Origin of the sequence: Aquirufa salirivi (genome assembly GCF_045310485.1) — a bacterium.
In the GTDB taxonomy this organism is placed as follows: domain Bacteria; phylum Bacteroidota; class Bacteroidia; order Cytophagales; family Spirosomataceae; genus Aquirufa; species Aquirufa salirivi.
The window spans coordinates 136,515-154,339 of record NZ_JBEWZH010000003.1 but is presented as its reverse complement, the minus strand read 5'-3'; the positions used below and the strand labels follow the sequence as shown (position 1 = coordinate 154,339).

At 35.5% G+C, this 17,825-nt stretch carries 14 protein-coding genes and 1 tRNA gene; 5 read left to right on the top strand and 10 right to left on the bottom strand.

Features of this window, described 5'->3' with window-relative positions; translation table 11 throughout:
• Window positions 1-35: 35 nt before the first annotated feature.
• A complete protein-coding gene (locus tag U0R11_RS05105) occupies window positions 36-1,985 on the top strand; it encodes a thioredoxin domain-containing protein (protein ID WP_406750269.1) in 1,950 nt (649 codons plus the stop codon).
• On the opposite strand, the gene ruvC is transcribed toward U0R11_RS05105, so the two are convergent.
• On the bottom strand, window positions 1,978-2,550 hold the full coding sequence (gene ruvC / locus U0R11_RS05100; protein WP_406750267.1) for a crossover junction endodeoxyribonuclease RuvC: 573 nt from the start codon (window positions 2,548-2,550) through the stop codon (window positions 1,978-1,980). The two genes, U0R11_RS05105 and ruvC, sit on opposite strands and share 8 nt — an antisense overlap.
• 20 nt (window positions 2,551-2,570) lie before the next feature.
• Here ruvC and U0R11_RS05095 point away from each other — a divergent pair, with 20 nt between their 5' ends.
• Window positions 2,571-3,200 (top strand): polysaccharide deacetylase family protein, encoded by a 630-nt coding sequence (locus U0R11_RS05095; protein WP_406750265.1) that lies wholly within the window; start codon window positions 2,571-2,573, stop codon window positions 3,198-3,200.
• Window positions 3,197-3,970: a TatD family hydrolase gene (locus U0R11_RS05090; RefSeq protein WP_406750264.1), complete on the top strand. Its 774-nt coding sequence runs from the start codon at window positions 3,197-3,199 to the stop codon at window positions 3,968-3,970. The genes U0R11_RS05095 and U0R11_RS05090 overlap by 4 nt, the downstream gene beginning before the upstream one ends.
• Here the strand turns inward: U0R11_RS05090 and U0R11_RS05085 are convergent.
• Complete coding sequence (locus tag U0R11_RS05085; protein ID WP_406750262.1) at window positions 3,956-4,705, bottom strand: ATP-binding cassette domain-containing protein; 750 nt, start codon at window positions 4,703-4,705, stop codon at window positions 3,956-3,958. The two genes, U0R11_RS05090 and U0R11_RS05085, sit on opposite strands and share 15 nt — an antisense overlap.
• 14 nt (window positions 4,706-4,719) lie before the next feature.
• Here U0R11_RS05085 and U0R11_RS05080 point away from each other — a divergent pair, with 14 nt between their 5' ends.
• Complete coding sequence (locus tag U0R11_RS05080) at window positions 4,720-6,195, top strand: xylulokinase (protein WP_406750260.1); 1,476 nt, start codon at window positions 4,720-4,722, stop codon at window positions 6,193-6,195.
• Between the two features lie 34 nt (window positions 6,196-6,229).
• Here U0R11_RS05080 and U0R11_RS05075 read toward each other — a convergent pair.
• Together U0R11_RS05075 and U0R11_RS05070 are read right to left on the bottom strand one after the other, a co-directional pair.
• Window positions 6,230-6,313, bottom strand: a tRNA-Leu gene (locus U0R11_RS05075).
• A gap of 71 nt (window positions 6,314-6,384) precedes the next feature.
• The gene (locus tag U0R11_RS05070) at window positions 6,385-7,623 is read right to left on the bottom strand and encodes an ABC transporter permease (protein ID WP_406750258.1); all 1,239 of its coding nucleotides are present in this window, start codon (window positions 7,621-7,623) and stop codon (window positions 6,385-6,387) included.
• A gap of 65 nt (window positions 7,624-7,688) precedes the next feature.
• Here U0R11_RS05070 and U0R11_RS05065 point away from each other — a divergent pair, with 65 nt between their 5' ends.
• Entirely contained in the window at window positions 7,689-8,960 is a 1,272-nt protein-coding gene (locus U0R11_RS05065) for an asparagine synthetase B (RefSeq protein ID WP_406750256.1), read from the top strand.
• Here U0R11_RS05065 and U0R11_RS05060 read toward each other — a convergent pair.
• Genes U0R11_RS05060 through U0R11_RS05035 form a run of 6 tightly spaced genes read right to left on the bottom strand, consistent with a single transcriptional unit; the run spans window position 8,957 to window position 17,769 of the window.
• Window positions 8,957-10,969, bottom strand: a complete 2,013-nt coding sequence (locus U0R11_RS05060; protein ID WP_406750254.1) for a glycosyltransferase family 39 protein — start codon at window positions 10,967-10,969, stop codon at window positions 8,957-8,959. The genes U0R11_RS05065 and U0R11_RS05060 overlap by 4 nt on opposite strands.
• A 7-nt stretch (window positions 10,970-10,976) precedes the next feature.
• On the bottom strand, window positions 10,977-12,047 hold the full coding sequence (locus tag U0R11_RS05055; protein WP_406750252.1) for a DegT/DnrJ/EryC1/StrS family aminotransferase: 1,071 nt from the start codon (window positions 12,045-12,047) through the stop codon (window positions 10,977-10,979).
• 2 nt (window positions 12,048-12,049) lie between these two features.
• A complete protein-coding gene (locus tag U0R11_RS05050) occupies window positions 12,050-13,270 on the bottom strand; it encodes an ABC transporter ATP-binding protein (RefSeq protein WP_406750250.1) in 1,221 nt (406 codons plus the stop codon).
• 5 nt (window positions 13,271-13,275) lie between these two features.
• Window positions 13,276-14,079, bottom strand: a complete 804-nt coding sequence (locus tag U0R11_RS05045) for an ABC transporter permease (RefSeq protein ID WP_406750249.1) — start codon at window positions 14,077-14,079, stop codon at window positions 13,276-13,278.
• Between the two features lie 5 nt (window positions 14,080-14,084).
• On the bottom strand, window positions 14,085-15,143 hold the full coding sequence (locus U0R11_RS05040; RefSeq protein ID WP_406750247.1) for a hypothetical protein: 1,059 nt from the start codon (window positions 15,141-15,143) through the stop codon (window positions 14,085-14,087).
• A gap of 4 nt (window positions 15,144-15,147) precedes the next feature.
• Window positions 15,148-17,769 carry an SLBB domain-containing protein gene (locus U0R11_RS05035; RefSeq protein ID WP_406750245.1) on the bottom strand — a complete coding sequence of 874 codons (2,622 nt, stop codon included), beginning with the start codon at window positions 17,767-17,769 and terminating at the stop codon, window positions 15,148-15,150.
• Between the last annotated feature and the right edge of the window lie 56 nt (window positions 17,770-17,825).

Below are 17,825 nucleotides of genomic sequence, written 5' to 3'. Positions count from 1 at the left end.
AAATTTGTACAAATTTACAAAAATCCTATCTTTTAATGAACAAGCTTCAGCATCAAGTTAGCCCCTATTTATTACAACATCAGCATAATCCAGTTCATTGGCAACCCTGGGGTTCTGAAGCGCTTCAACAAGCCAAAGATGAGGATAAGTTAATTTTGGTTAGTATTGGATATGCGGCTTGCCATTGGTGCCATGTGATGGAAAAAGAATGTTTTGAAAATCAGGAAGTAGCGGATTTGATGAACAAACATTTTATCAATATTAAAGTAGACCGAGAAGAAAGGCCCGATGTGGACATGATTTACATGGATGCCATTCAACAAATGGGATTATCAGGAGGATGGCCATTGAATGTTTTTTTAATGCCTTCACAAAAACCATTTTATGGGGGAACCTATTTCCCAAAAGCAAAATGGATGAATATCTTAAGTTCAGTACAAAATGCCTTCTTAGAACATCGTGCCGAATTGGAGGCATCTGCAGAAGGATTTGCGAATGCCATTTCTGACCAATCATCCTTATTCCAAATAATCGATTTAGGTACAAATCCAAGTTTCATTCCTGCTAGTCTACAAATCATTGTAGGAAATATGGATCCAGTATTTGGAGGCATGAACAAAGCACCCAAATTCCCATTACCATCATTATTAAAATATTTAGAATCTATTCCCCCTAAATTAGCCCAACAAGCCCATGTGTTCCAGGCCTCTGAGGTGCAATTAAGTCGTATGGCGCAAGGAGGTATTTTTGATCAATTAGCGGGTGGTTTTTCCCGTTATTCAGTTGATTCAGAATGGTTTGCTCCACATTTTGAAAAAATGCTATACGATAATGGGCAATTGTTGGAAGCCTATGCGGCTGCGTACAGTCGGACTAAAAATCCTCTCTATTCGGAAGTTCTCATGCAAACTATTCAATTTTTAAATTCGGAATTAAGAGCTGAAAATGGCCTATATTATGCTTCTTTAGATGCTGATAGTGAAGGGGTTGAAGGTTTGTTTTATACCTGGCCCTATGAGAAAGTAAATGCAATATTACCTTCTTTAGAAAACCCTGATTTTTATAGAACTTATGGTATTTTACCTAATGGAAATTGGGAAGATGCTCGAAATATCCTATTCAAAAAAGAGGCTAAACTCAACTATGCTTTTAAGGATGAATTAAGCTTATTGTTAGCAGAAAGAAATACTCGAATTAGACCAGAAACAGATACCAAGCAGATTTTGGCATGGAATGCTTACCTACTTGCTGGATTAGTAGCTGCTTATCAGTCACTATATTCTGCTGAAATAAAACAAGATGCATTGAATTTAGCAGATGCCATTGAAAGACACTTATTGAAGTTTGATGGGTCTTGCTTACATCAGGCCTCCTATTCGGGAAATCCTATTGAAGGTTTTTTAGACGATTATGCGGCTACTGCCCTAGCGTTTATTCAATTGTATTTCGTATCATTTGACAAAAAATATATGGATATAGCCAATAAGCTTGTTGAAAAAGCTACCGAATTGTTTGAATCCAAAGAAGCAAATTTTGCCTTATATCAGTATGCTCAAAATATGAATAATGAATTAATTGCAGATAAAGTAGAATTCACCGATTCGGTTTGCCCATCTTCAAATTCAATACTTTGTGAAGCTTTACTTTGGTTAGGACTCATTCAATCGCAAGTCAATTGTACATTGCGGGCTCAACAAATGATGGAGACAGTTATGTCGAAGGCCCAATCAAATCCAGCCTATTTTTCCAATTGGTTACGGATTTATTCCCAGTGGTTTGAAAATCCTCAAGCGATGATCAAGTTTGATCTTAAATATGTGATGGATCAGGGATTAATGGATGCTATGCGCGACCTCAATCGGACCTTGATTCCTGTGGAGAACTTGCCTGAGAACAAACATTTTTTAGTTTGCGTCGGAAACCATTGTTTAGCGCCAGTTTGTACTTGGGACGAATTACAAGCTCAGTGGAAAGAGCTTATTTAATTCTTTCTGGGTTTTCTGAAACAAAGGCTCCCCATCCTTTTTTAGTACCTTTTACCGAAGATGAAATGTTATTTTGGTGAAAATGATGGCAAATCGCTATGCCTAAAGCATCCGTTGCATCAAATAATTTAGCATCCAATTTAATGCCTGCGATTACTTCCACCATTTTGGCTACTTGCTCTTTGGATGCATTGCCGTTTCCTGTGACAGACTGCTTGATTTTTTTGGGTTCATACTCCACAATGGGAATGCCTTTGGAAAAAGCCAGTGACATGACCATGCCTTGAACACGTCCCAATTTCAACATGGATTGAATATTTTTACCGAAAAAAGGAGATTCAATGGCTATTTCATCGGGTAAGAATTCTTCAATAATACCCAATACTCGTTCATGTATCTTGAGAAATTTGGCACCTTGAGTGGTGTATTTTGTCAGGTTTAAAACACCGTATTGCAAGACAGTAACTTTAGCTTTGTCTATTTTCAATAGGCCATAACCTAAAATGCGAGTACCGGGGTCAATACCTAAAATTATTTTTTCTGCACCTGAACTCGTAATTTGCATGAATATCGGATCTGAATTCTATGTTCATTCATCGTTTACCTTCATTTGTACCCAGTATTTTTCCCAGTTTGATTTGGGATAAAAAAGCAGATGCAAAGGAAAATCAAGTGTATTTCACTTTCGATGATGGACCTAGTCCTGAAATTACCAATTTTGTTTTAGAAGAGTTAGATAAATTTCAGGCAAAAGCCACTTTTTTTTGCATAGGTAAAAATATGCGCTTATTCCCTGATCTTGCCCAAACAGTTTATTTGGCAGGCCATAGTCTAGGAAATCATACGATGAATCATGTCAATGCTTGGAAAGTAACACATGAAGCATATCTAGCTAATAAAATAGCTTGTGATGAAATTTTTTCCGAATTAAATATTTCTAGTATAGGTTTTAGACCACCTTATGGTCGGGTTAATCGTGCAATAATGAAAAAAGCTACGGATCTTGGACCAATTTACATGTGGACTTTGTTAACGGGTGATTATAATTCAAGTTTGTCTCATGTATCTATTACAACAAATTGCCTGAAAAATATTCAAGCTGGTTCTATCATTGTTTTTCATGATAGTCAAAAAGCCTATCCTCATTTAAAAGTAATTTTACCTGAATTTTTAGCTTATTGTCGCGACAATGGCTTCCAATTATCCGCCTTATGATTGATACTCACGCTCATTTATATGATGAATATTTTACCCAGCAATGGGATGCTGCTTATGTTGAAATGAAACTAGCTGGCATTGAAGAGGTTTGGTTACCTAATTGTGATCAAGTATCCTGGTCTTCCCTATGGAATTTATATCAATCAAATACTTCATTTTGTAAGCCCATGATAGGCTTACATCCTACCTATGTAAAAGAAGATTATGAGCAACAATTGGCTTTTTTAAATAAAGAGTTACAAAGCAAAAAAGTATTGGCTATTGGTGAAATAGGACTCGATTATTATTGGGATGTAAGTTTTAGAGATCAACAAATTACAGCTTTTGAAACTCAATGTCATTGGGCATTAGAACATCATTTGTGGATTGATGTACATTGTAGAAAAGCCTATGGGGATTTGTTAGCCATTCTTAAAAAGAAGGAATTTAAAGACTTAACAGGAATTATTCACTGTTTCTCTGGCGATGCTCGAGAGGCAAATACCTTAGTAGATTTGGGTTATACATTGGGTATTGGAGGTGTTTTAACCTATAAAAATGCCAATCTACATCAGGATATTCAACATGTCCCTTTGAAAAATTTAGTATTAGAAACAGATGCTCCATATTTAAGCCCTGTACCCTATCGAGGTAAACCCAATAGTCCAGCTTATTTGAGTATAATAGCTCAAAAATTAGCGGATTATCGTGAGATTAGTTTAGTTGAATTAATTGAAATTACCAATCAAAATGCTCAAGCTTTGAAAGCTTACTCAAGCTTTGAATAACGCATCAATTTTTTCTTTCCAACTCATCATGGCATGTTGCAATTTTACCACATGCTTGTTTTTTGATTTTTTGAAATGATTCCAATCTCCTTTGAAAATTAATTTCCCTTGGTGTAAAATGCCCACTTGCTGACTTAAACTTAATATATCCACCAAATCATGGCTAATTAGCAGGCAAGGTATCTTCTCTTCCTCCACTACTTGCTTAAATATTTCTGAAAATTCCAATTTCTGTTCGGTATCCAACTGACTAAATGGTTCATCCAATACCAATATTTCAATTGGTTTACTAATAGCTTCTAATAAGGCTAATTTTTGTCGTTCCCCTCCAGAAAGATGCTGTATTTTGGTGTTTTTAACTGATTTCAATCTAAAACGAATCAAATTTCTCCGTATGAATTTTTCTAAGTCTTTGGCAGTCATTTTTTGACCTAACCGACGAAGGTATTCCTCGACTGTATGGTGAGGCATCAGGTGCAGGTTTTGTGGAACATAGCCTACTTCTTTAAAAACCTTAATCAATCGATCCATTTGAGTGTTTAATTCTTTGCCATTAACTAAGATAGAAGCTTCGGGTTGAACTGTTTGTCCAACAACAATATTGGCTAAGGTACTCTTACCGGAGCCACTTTTTCCGATGAGAGCAAATATTTCACCTGCTTTTACTTGGAAATGTATATGGTTTAAAGCAAAATGACTTGTAACTTGGTGGTGATTAATTTGAATCTCTAACATTTAAATGACTTTTTATGCTACTGTGTGGAATTGATGTAGGCACATCATCGATTAAAGTTAGTATTGTTGATGCTGCTAAGCAAACAGTTCTTTTTTCTTGCTCCTTCCCGGAGACGGAAAATGAAATTTCTTCACCTCAACCAGGCTTTGCTGAGCAAGATCCTGCACATTGGTGGTATTGTACCCAACAAGCCATTTTGAAGGGAAATGCTTCAGGGGCTTACAATCCTTTGGACATTCATGCTATCGGTATTTCTTATCAAATGCATGGTTTGGTCGTGATGGATGAAAATTTAAAAGTACTTAGACCGTCCATTATTTGGTGTGATTCTCGTGCAGGAAGTTTAGGAGAAAAAGCTTCTTTAGCACTTGGAGAGGCCTATTGTCAATCGCATTTATTGAATTCACCAGGTAATTTCACTGCGGCTAAATTAGCTTGGGTGAAAGAAAATCAAGCAGATATTTTTGAAAAAATAAGACACGTTGTCTTACCTGGGGACTATATTGGTGCACAATTAACGGGCCATTTAACTTGTACCCCATCTTCATTATCAGAAGGCATTTTTTGGGATTTTAAGCAAAATCAAATTTCAACGGAATTACTGGCATATTTTGGTTTTTCTCGGGATTTATTTCCTACCATTCAACCCGTATTTTCTGATCATGGTCAAATTTTGCCAGAAATGGCTGAAAGCCTAGGCTTCAATGAATATGTAAAAGTTACCTATAAAGCAGGTGATCAGCCCAATAATGCTTTATCTCTAGGGGTTTTAGAACCAGGTGAAATTGCTACTACTGCTGGAACTTCGGGTGTGGTCTATGGTGTGAGTGATGAGTTGAAATTTGACCAAGGCAATCGAGTAAATTCATTTGCCCATGTAAATTACCAAGATTCTTTACGCCGAATAGGAGTTTTGATGTGCATTAATGGAACCGGAATAATGAACCGCTGGTTGAAGCAAAATTTCTTTCCAAACAGTTCATATCAACAAATGAATGAATTAGCCTCTCAAGCTGAAATAGGCTCTAAAGGCTTAATTGTAATGCCTTTTGGGAATGGCGCTGAAAGAATATTCCAAAATCGTGTTATTGGGGCTAGTTTCCAGCAATTGGATTTAAATCGTCATCAATCCGCAGAGATTTGTCGATCCGTTCAGGAAGGTATTGCCTTTTCATTAGTTTATGGAATTGAATTGTTGGATAAAGTGGGAATTACCCCTCAACGACTAAAGGCAGGTTTGGCAAATATGTATTTGAGTCCTGTTTTTAGTCAAAGTATTGTCAACGCAGCTCAAATTGCAGTGGATTTGGTGGAATCTGATGGTGCTATGGGGGCAGCTTTAGGTGCAGGTATTGGTATTGGTTATTTCAATTCTCCGAAAGAGGCGGTTGCTAAACTAAAAATTAAAAGAACGATTGAACCTGATTTGAAATATGCGGATGAAACCGCTCAGGCCTATTCCAATTGGAAAAATTTCTTACCTGCTTAAAAAAGTAAAAGCCTCCTGAATTTCAGGAGGCCTGTACCCAGAGCCGGAGTCGAACCGGCACGGGCTTGCACCCACGGGTGTTTGAGACCAGCGCGTCTACCAATTCCGCCATCTGGGCAATTCTTAATTGCGACACAAAAGTACTTCAAATCCTTCGATTAATCAAGTACCTATTTAATATTTTCTTTATTATTCGTAGCGTAGAGCATCTACAGGGTCTAATTTAGAAGCTTTAAATGCAGGGTAAATTCCTGAAAATAAGCCAACTAAAATACAAACAATGATACCGGTAATCATCCAAACCCAAGGGATAATAAAGCTGGCACTACCTGAACTTATTCCCTGAGCAATTAAATTTCCGATAGGAATCGCTAAAACTATCCCTCCTATTCCCCCGAGTAAACAAATTACAATGGCTTCGATCAGAAATTGTTGTAATATTCTAAATGGAGTTGCTCCTAATGATTTACGAATACCAATTTCTCTGGTCCTTTCTGTTACCGATACCATCATGATATTCATAAGAGCAATAGCGGCACCTAGCAAAGTGATAAATCCAATCACAAATCCTCCGATTCTTAAGGAAGAGGTGATGTTTTCAAAGCTTTTAGCGATAGAATCTGAACGATCGATGGAAAAGGAATCTTCTGAACCAATTGGATCCATTCTTACTCTTCGCATGGCTCCTCTGGCTTCTTCCATAAAATCATCTAAATTTTTCACTTTGGTGGAAGATGTTGTAATATCAAATGTTAAACTTCTTCCAACAGCCATTTTTCTACCCGTTTCTAAAGGTACCATGATCACGCGGTCATCACCTCCACCCATCATACTACCTTTTTTCTCTAGAATGCCTACTACTTTTAATTTTTGACCTGATACTACTATTTCAGAATTAACAGGATTTTCCTTTTCATAAAGTTGATCAATAACATCAACTCCCAATAGACAAACATTAGTAGCATGTTGAAATTCTTGATTGGAGAAATTTCTACCCATACCCACTTTATAGCCCTTTAACTCCATGAAATTATCATCTATACCCACTAAACGCGTATTTGGATTGGTCTTTTTAGAGCCATGCTTGGCAATAGCATTAAAATTAACATTGGTTTTCAAAGACACTTTTCCTTTTGAACTAAATAGTATTTTGTATTTAGTAGCTTGGCGGTAATCAATATTTTTAAATCTTTTTTCGCGCTGTCCATCTCTTCTTATTTGCATGGCCGGACGGTTTCGAATGTCAAATGAATTGGCGCCCAATCCAGAAAAGGAATTATCTACAGAGCTTTGAATGCCGTCTATGGCAGTTAAAATTCCAACTAAAGAAGTAATTCCAAGTGAAATGATTAAGGCTGTTAATATCGTTCTAAGTAAATTTCCTTTGATCGATCTTAATCCTTCAAATACGTTTTCCTTAAGATTCATGTTGTTCTCCTACCGTTTAAATTTTACCTTGCAATTTATTAGATAAATTACGTCTTAAGAAACCAATGAAAGGGCTTATTCTTCCATTAATCATTTTTTGTTCATCATTCAGCTCATTACTAGCAAATAAGCTATTGATTCCTATGGATGAGAGTCAAACAAACCACTTAAAAGCCTATGGCTTTACCTATAAAGTTTTACAAGGTGAAGATGCCAAAGTCTCGTGGCTTCTAAACTATAAAGGTGGTTCTTTTCTTATGGAATATAGCCCAATTTTTTCCAAAGATCTTTTAAGCAAAGGAATTTCATACCAACTAATATCTGATCAATCTGCCTCACAAATTTTGGCCGAGGTTAATTCGGAAAGTTCTAATATGGAACAGGCCACTTTGCAGAAAGTTCCTAAAATTGCTCTTTATTCTCCTAAATCAGCTTCTCCATGGGATGATGCTGTTTCATTAGCCCTCAGTTATGCTGAAATCCCCTTTGAAACGATTTATGATCAAGATGTGCTAGACGGTAATTTGGCCAAATACGATTGGGTACACTTACACCATGAAGATTTTACAGGTCAAATGGGTAAAATGTATACTCAAAAAGATCAAGTTTGGTATCAATTGCAATTACAGGAAGATCAACAAATGGCCAAGAAAAATGGGTTTAGCAAAGTGTCTCAAATGAAAGGTAAAGTGGCAGCCATGATCAAAGATTATATGCTGGGTGGTGGCTATTTATTTGCTATGTGTACCGCTACCGATACTTTTGATATTGCCTTATCCACGCTTAGTATGGATGCTGTGCCCGCATTTTATGATGGTGATGCTACATCTAGTAATATCAGCGCTGATAATCTTAATTTCAATAATACCGTTGCCTTCAAAGATTTTTCCTTAATTCTTAATTATCGAGTTAATGAATTCTCAACCATTGATTCTGCACCTAATTATACACAAAGGCCTATAAGTGAAGAAAATGATTTTTTTGAATTGAATGAATTTTCTGCAAAATCCGATATGATACCATGTATGTTGACTCAAAATCATCAACAAGTGATACATGGTTTTATGGGTCAAACTACCGGATTTGCAAGTTCCACAGTCAAGTCGGAAGTGACTATTTTAGCCGAAAACGAAAGTTTAAAAGAAGTAAAATATCTATATGGGCAAGTTGGAAAGGGATTTTTCGCCTTTTTAGGAGGTCATGATCCAGAAGATTACCAGCATTTCGTGAATGAAGAACACACGGATTTAAGCCTTCATAAAAATTCCCCAGGATACCGATTAATCTTAAACAACATTTTGTTTCCTTCTGCCAAAAAGAAAAAACAAAAGACCTAGTGGAGCTTTCTTAAATAGTAATCCTCTCCGCGCACCAACACTCCTTCTACTCGGTTCGTATCTGTCCCCAGTCGTATATCTCCTGCTTGTGGCTCAAATACATTTTTACTAAAGAAAAGATAATCTGCTTGAGCTGGAATGGCTAGAACTCCTTGATCAAATGGATTTAAAGGAATTAGTTTTCTTGTAAATTTTGATCCCCATAAAGGATATTCAAAGTCATCATTAATAGTTCCTAAAGCCACAACAGCATTTTTAGGTACTAATTTCTCGAAATTTTGATAAGCTGGTGTAATATCTGGACGGTTGATGGTCAAAGCAGCAACTCGGTCAAGTTCTAAAATAGACTTTTTGCCATAAGCATTAAATGGTAATGCACGAATGTTTAGTCCCAATGTAAATAAAGCGGAAAGACTGATAATGAGAACAACAGTGCCCAAAATTATATTAATCAACCACGGATGTTTCCTTTCAAATATATAGCTAGCAATATAGGCCAAAAGCGGAAATAGATAGATGGCCGAGCTAATCATATAGCGACCTTTCCAGGGGTCATAAGCTGCTGTAAATGCCAGTGTAGCAAAGTGAATAGTAAAGGCCAGTAGAAACAAGCCTTGCATCCAATTCGGCCTTCTAATAAACATCAACAAACTGGGTAGAATGATGAATATAAAAATACATCCATAGATAGGACTTCCATTATAATATTCAAAGCGTTTATCAAAAGTAAAGGGAATGATGGTGAATTCAGTGACTCTTTCTAATCCTAATTGTAGGCCTTGGTCAATAGCCTTGAAGGGGGCCTTCATGGCATGATTCAACTTTTCAACTACCATGATATTTCTTAATCCATCCAAATTGAATAAATCAAAACCATACCGAACAACATTTCTGCTTCCTTGAACAAATAAATTGCCTAAGCTTCCGGCTCTCTCTACTGATTGATGTTGTGTGGCAGTAGGTGGCCCGATCGGATGACCATAATGAATGAAATTGGAAATATATCCAGTGGCAGCTACAAACAGAACGATTCCAAGTACATGGGCAATGATTAGATGCTTGAAAACAAAAAATGCTTTTTTCTTGATGACAGGCACAAAACAATATGCATATAATATAAGCAAGGGAATAAATGAGAAAGCAAAAGTAATTTTATGGCTAAGGGCTAAACCGAATGTTAATCCTGCTAAATACAAGTAAATGGTTTTCTCTTGTTTTCTATAAGCCACCAAATAATAAACGATGGAGCAAAGATAAGCTGCTAATACGATATCTGTTTCTGTTGTAATGGATTGCATCAATACATTAGGCAAAAACAAAAAAAGCATACTTAAAAATAAGCGTGTTTTGAATTTAATGCCTAGATTTTTTAAGATTCCATATATTCCAAAAGAGAGTATCCAATAAGAACCTATGTTGGGAAGTTTAAATAAATATTCATTGTATCCACTCATTAAAAAGGGATAAACTTGAAGGGAACAAAAACTTCTAGGATAAGTATCTATATTCCAATTTGTTCCTATAAAATGCGACATAGATCCACGCTGAAGGAAATACAAAATTCGATTTAAATGTCCTGTCATACTATCCCATTCATTAGGAGGACTATTAAATACAAGGGTAATTTGAAGCGCACAAATAGCTAAAAATGACCAAAATAAACAAGCAAATATAAAGCGCTCAATACCTGTTAATTTAACATAGGTTTGGTGTGTGGTTTGAATAGCAGAACCTATCACTTTGAAGGCAGATATATGTTCCATTTCAAAGGCAAATACAGGCCTTTGAAAAAAATAATAGGTAAGCGATGTAATAAAAAATGGCACAATAGCCCATAATAAACGACTATTCCATAGATCAAAGGCCGACAATCCATAGCCTGTAAGAATGATACTACTGGTATATATCGTAAAACCAATGATTAATATTTCTTCTAAGTTTTTATTCGAAATTTTAGACGCTACCTTGTAGTTCATCAAAATAAATGAAATGAATGCGATCCAATACATGTTCTTTTTAATTAAAGGATTGATTCACTAAATCTGAAATCAGTCTTATTTCGTCTTCTTTGATTTCTGCACTTAATGGCAAGCACAAGACTCTTAAAGCAATATCTTCAGAAACTGGACAAGTTTGTTTATCTACAAAACTCAATGTATTCAAAGAAGGATAAAAATACCTTCGTGGATTAATTTGTACGGCATGTAGTTTGGACACAGCCTTTAATAAAGAAGCTTCAGTGGGAAACATCACAGGATAATAACTGTAATTTCGTTCAATAGCAGGATTGAATTGAATTGCTTCGTCTGGTACTTGTAATAGTTGATCATACAATTCACAAGCCCACTTTCTATAGTTTCTGATATCCTCAAAATGACCTAAATTTACCAATCCCATGGCGGCATGGAATTCGGAATTCTTCCCATTGATTCCAGCTGAAAAATAGTCATCATTCTTGTGACCAAAACTACGTAATTCAATGATTTTAGCTGCTAATTTCGGATCGTTGGTCATGACTGCCCCTCCTTCAACACTATGGAATACCTTAGTTGCGTGAAAACTGCATGTACTTAGGGTACCATAGTTAAATATGGATTTCCCTTTATAGGTGACGCCAAAAGCATGGGCACCATCATAAATCAGTGGAATATGGTTTTCTGCAGCTAAAGCTTCTTGCTTTTCTAAATCTCCCGCATTACCATATACGTGTGTGGTTAATATAGCTTTCGTCCGGGAGCTAATTTTAGATTGTATTTGTGCTGATTCCACCGTTAAGCTAATAGGGTCTATATCCGCAAAAATAGGTATTGATCCTTCCCACAGAATGGAATTAGAAGTTGCACAATATGAAAATGGGGTAGTAATGACTTCTCCTTTAACCTGAAGTGCTTTTAAGGCTAATTGAAGGGCAATGGTTCCATTCGTGACAAAAATGACATGTTCTACTTGCAAATAGTCACGAAGTTTCTGTTCTAGTTCTCTAAGTAATGGACCATCATTCGTCAAATGATTACTTTCCCAAATACGTTCTAAATAGCTGACATATTCTTTTAAATCAGGTAAGAACGATTTGGTAACATGTAACATAATTAGATAGAATCAGATAGTTGACGAATAGGAAAAGGAAATACAGGTCTTACATAACCTGGCCATTTACCATACCAAGTGGTATCTTCTCTAAAATCAGCGATTTCAAAGTTAAATACTTCTTCGAAGTTATATAAGACGATGGACTTATCCTTCACAACCATGAAAGAAATATGGTAGGTACCATCATTTAAAAAATATCCTGGTATCTCTAAATGAGCTTGGACTAATCCTACACCGAAATTACCTGGAGGTGTACCTACATTGAAAATACACTCACCTGTACTAGCAAACAAATGTAAACTAACGTTTAATTGCTGATTAGCTTCTGTATTCCAAAATTCAATACTAATATTGATTTTGTTTCTAATATCTAAATAAGTTTGTCCCTCTAATAATTCAGGAATTAATGTGGCACTTTTTAATCGTATTTGTTGCGATCCAGGAGCAGCATCAAAAGTAGCATAGCTTTGCTCCAATCGATTGGTTTGAAGGGCTGCCATGTAATTTGATAACACCTCTCCCGTTTCTCCAAATTGTTTAATCCTACCCTTTTCTAAATGCAAGGTTTTATTACACAAATTGGCAACCGCCGTTAAATTATGACTAACAAATAATATAGTTTTGTCATTGGCAGCAACTTCGCGCATTTTACCCAAAGATTTCTTTTGAAAATCAGCATCACCTACAGCTAATACTTCATCGACAATCAGTATTTCAGGATTTAAATGAGCTGATATAGCAAATCCTAAGCGAACATACATACCAGATGAATATCGCTTAACAGGTGTATCTAGGAAACGAGAGATTTGCTCTCCAGCAAAATCAACTATTTCGTCGAATTGAGATTTAATTTCCTGCTTGGACATACCAAGTATAGCCCCATTTAAAAAGATATTTTCTCTTCCTGTTAATTCTGGGTGAAAACCTGTACCCACTTCTAATAAGCTTGCTACTTTACCTCTGACATGAATTTCTCCACTTGTAGGTTTTGTGATCTTACTTAAGATCTTTAATAAAGTAGATTTACCTGCACCATTACTGCCTACAATACCTAATTTATCACCCTGATTCAAAGCAAAGGAAACATCCTTTACAGCCCAGAAAATTTCCTTTTCTTCCTTCGTCAATAAGTTTTTAATACCATTTTTAAGGCTCACAGCTCCTTTGTTGGCTGAAAGTTCATATTTTTTGGAAACGGAATCAACTTCAATGATGTGCATAAATCTTATAAATAGTCCACGAAGGAATCTTCTCTTTTGTCAAAAATGATAATACCTAAAATAAATACAACAACACTGGCTATAATACTAATACTAACATTCTGTGCGGTGAGTAAATCATATTGGCTGATCAGACAGGCCCTAAACATTTCAACTAAACCGGCCAAAGGATTTAAGATATTGTAGTATAGAAACCAAGATTTTTCAGATAATTGCTTTGATGTATAAACAATGGGCGTAGCAAAAAAACCATATTGAACAATCAAGGGAATAATTTGCTGTACATCGCGGTATTTGACAGAAAATGAAGCAAAAATTAAACCAAAACCCAAAGCGAATAAGCTAGTAATAAATAATGCTAGAGGTAATAAGAAAATATAGGCAGAGATACTTTGATGCAAGCTTAAGGCTAATATGATATAAACTGCCAATCCAACCAAAAAATCAACTAAAGAAACTGCAATGGATGAAAAACAGATAATTAATCGAGGAAAATACACCTTCGAAATTAGATTACTATTGACTAAAATAGAATTACTAATGGCTTGAAGTGAATTAGCAAAATAATTCCAAAATAGAATTCCAGAAAAAATAACCAACTGAATGGGAAAGCCAGAAAAATCTTGAATTTTAGCGACTTGCTTGTAGGCAAACAAAAACACCAACATCGTAGCTATAGGCTTTACAATTGCCCAGCTCAAGCCTAAAATGGTTTGTTTGTATCTAACGGAAATATCTCTTTTAGCTAAAATGAGCAATAATTCCCAATCGCTACCTATCTCCTTGAGTTTCTGTTGTATAAGATTCATGTAAATTAGGCCATTAATTCTTTGTAAACACTACGGATATAAATCAACAAAGAGGTGATTATCATACCTATTATGATGGCAACTAATGTTATTGGACCCCAGAAATAGACTTCAATTTTGGTGGGCAATTCTGAATCAGAAATGATGGTAAATAAGGGAGATTCTTTGATTAAAGAGAACTTTAGATTATCAAAATTTCGAACAGCTTCAAAATACATACTCTGCAGCTGCGAAGAATTCATTTGCAATCTTTCTGCCGTAATTCTAGCACGCTGGTAAATGATCTGTTGATTTTGATCATTGTAATTGGCTAGTTTTCCTTGGGTATAATACAAAGCGGATCTTAATGAATCTACTCGTTTATCCATGATGACCAATAACTCCTTGGATTTTTTGGTCTTGGTTTGAATGTAGAATTCAGTTACCGTTTTTAAATATAATTTAGACCAAGTATAGCTTAATGTATCATTTCTTGTTTCCACTGTCATCGTTAAAAAAGAAGACTTTGGGTTCTCATTACTGATAACTGTGTTCCCTTTTAAATATTCATAAATGGCATTCATGATATTTCTATCTTGCTCATTCGCTTTACTTGGATCCGTGATCTTAAAACGGTAATTGAAAAAATCATCTGGTAAATTACTCCATTCGTGCTTTTTTAAATCAGCCTTTTGCAAAAAGAAATTGGCGAATAAATCTTCTTTATCTCCAAATTTCACTTTGGTTAACATGGCTTTTCTAAATAAAGCTTTCGTTTTTAAAAGTTCTTTGAAATTTTCCCCACTGAATAATGAATTACTGGCGGTAAATCCTCCCAACCCTAAACTACTAGCAATATCAGCCAACCCTCCCCCAGATGATCCTTCAGAATCCATAACAAAGACAATTTGCGCCTTGTAGATCTTATTTTCGCTTCGAATGATTTCTACACCTATTCCAAGGACTAATCCAACAAGCGCTCCAAATACTAGTTTTTTACGATGCTGCTTGAAAAACGGAATCAATAAAAAGCACTTAAATAGTAAGCGCTTAAATGAAAATTGATCAGATCTTAACTCTGCCATGTGATTAGTTTGATGTAGCTTTAATCAAGGTAATAATACCAATTAAACTAGTAAGTGTTCCTGTGAAAATAGATACCACCGATACAATTTGTTGTCCGGTTGCCACCTTTGATTTTTTAGGAACAATGATTTCTGCACCTTGTTCAATCTTAGGATGAAAACGGAAGAATAAGAAAGATTTAGTTCTTTTTACCGATCCATTTGAATAAAGCACATAGGTTCTTTTTCTAGCTGAACTAGAAGTAAAACCTCCAGCCTCTGATATAAAATCATAGAAAGATTTTCCTTCTAAATATTTGACACTGTTTGGATAAAGAACTTCCCCTGATACTTTCACAGTTTGTGGCTCTTTAGGTATATCGATGATATCTCCTTCTAATACATATAAATCATCTTCTCCTCCTGGATTTTTTAAGGCTTTCACCAAATCAATACCAATCGTTTCCTTTGTTTTAGACACAATAGCAGGATCTCTTTGCGTAGTAATACCCGTGAAATTATCTTGAATTTCATTTAACTGCTCGGTCTTTCTATTCTTTTCGAATTCAGTTAATTGAATTTTACGAATCAATTTGGCGCCTTTAGGATAAGCTTGTCTATTTAAACCTCCAGCACGTGTAATAATTTCACTTAATCGTTCATCCTTCTTTTCTAAACCATATACACCGGGATAAATGACTTGTCCTTGAATGGTTATGAATTGTTGTAATTCGTAGTTTGGAGAAGAACGAATGAATACCTCATCATAGGGTTGTAATTCAAAAGTAGATGCTGTTTCATCTAATTGTAATTTCTTGCTGATCGAAAAGCGAATGATTTCAGCTATTTGAGAATTGATCGGTGTATTGTCTGCCAAATTCTTTTTTCTCCTAACAATTTCTACCACCCCTGTCGCTGCCGACTCTCTTAATCCGCCTGCTTGCAAAATTAAATCTTCCACCGTCATTTTTTCCACAAAAGGAAGCGTTAATTTCAATTGACGGTTAATCAATTGATTCGCAGTTTCGTTCGACTTTAGTTCTTCTGAAATTTCACTTTCAATCTGAACCAAGTCCGTGTCTGTATTGGCCTTATCACTAAGATTTTTACGATCATTTTCTTGAGAACTTGTTACCCTTCCAGCATTGTTTTCTGATTTTTTGTTTCCATCAGATGTCAATTCAGAATCACTTTCATTTCTCTTTTCTCTTTTTAAATTAATCTCTCCGTGTATTGTAACTGTATAACCCTCTTTCAAATCTAAAATTGAAAAAATTGAAATATTATCTTCTCTCCTTAAAGCAATGTCTTTGGATTTATTAGTTAAAATATCCTTTAAATTAACGGATAAATTTGTTTTGGATAAATCTGGATTAATACGTTGGATTAATACACGGTCTAAAAATGCATTCTCCTTTAAGCCTCCAGCTCTTTCAATTAATTTCAATAAACTGGAACTTCCTTCTAAAGCAAATTGACCAGGTCTGAAAACCTCACCAATAATCGAAATTTTGTTTTCAAAACGGTCTTGATTGACTGATTCTACTTGAATGACATCACCCGTTTGTGGACTAAACGAGTTCATTAATGCCGAATTTAGGTCAATTAATTTCCTTTCTCGGTTGGTATATCGTGTGATTTTCACTAATTCTCTAAAGGCATCTTCTGTAAAACCACCTGAAAATTCTTGGATTACTTTAGCCAAATTTTCATTTGGCATTATTTCGAATAATGCAGGTCGCTTCACTTTTCCTTTTACTTCAATTCGATTCTTATACACCCCTACTTTAATGATGTCTTGATCGTGAATATTGACATCATTTTTTTGTATTCCTGCTGTTAGGTAATCATATAAATCGATGGTTGCAATGACTTTTTTATTACGAATTAATTGGATTTCACGGTAAGTACCATTTTGATTAGGTCCACCTGCCAAATAGAGCACATTCATTACCCTAGCTAAAGAAGGTACGGAATATGTACCTGGAAATAAAACCTCTCCTTGAACTGAAACATTCACTGTACGAATATTTCCCAATGAAATGGAGGCATATAAATTGGTGCTGCTTGGCCCACTACCTTCTCGACGAAGCCCTACAAAGATTTGGGAAAGCTTTGAGATAATTCGACTTTTTGCTTCTTCAATAGTTAAACCTGCCACATAAACATTACCAATTCGATTGATTTTGACAAAACCGTCTGGACTTACTGTTAAATTATAGTGATCTTCGGAATAGCCATTGATATCAACGATTAACTCATCATCTGGCCCTAATACATACGATTTTGGAGTAGCTATTTTTAAATTCGGTTCAAATGTCCCCGTTTTGTTGTTAAAAATCGAATATCCAAAAATCCGCTTTCTTAAATTAAAAACTGCTGTATCCTCATCGGCTATTTCACCTGCATTTTGCTTGCGATCAGCCATTAAACTATCATAATTTTGCTTTTGTTTGGGAGTGCTTGTAATAGTTCTACGACCAACATTAGCTTGATTTTGAGGCTGAGTTCTGTTTTGATTATTAGAAGGATTGTTGTTCATTCGGTCCAAAAGCTGGCCTTGTACTCCGAATGGAATCGTCTGACTCATCATTTTTGTACTTAACAACAAGAATGCCATTAAGACAAAAGAAAACTTTTTGTTCATAAAGTCTTTTATTTCTAATTTGACTGCAAATTAAAGAAAAAACATGATTTAATGCT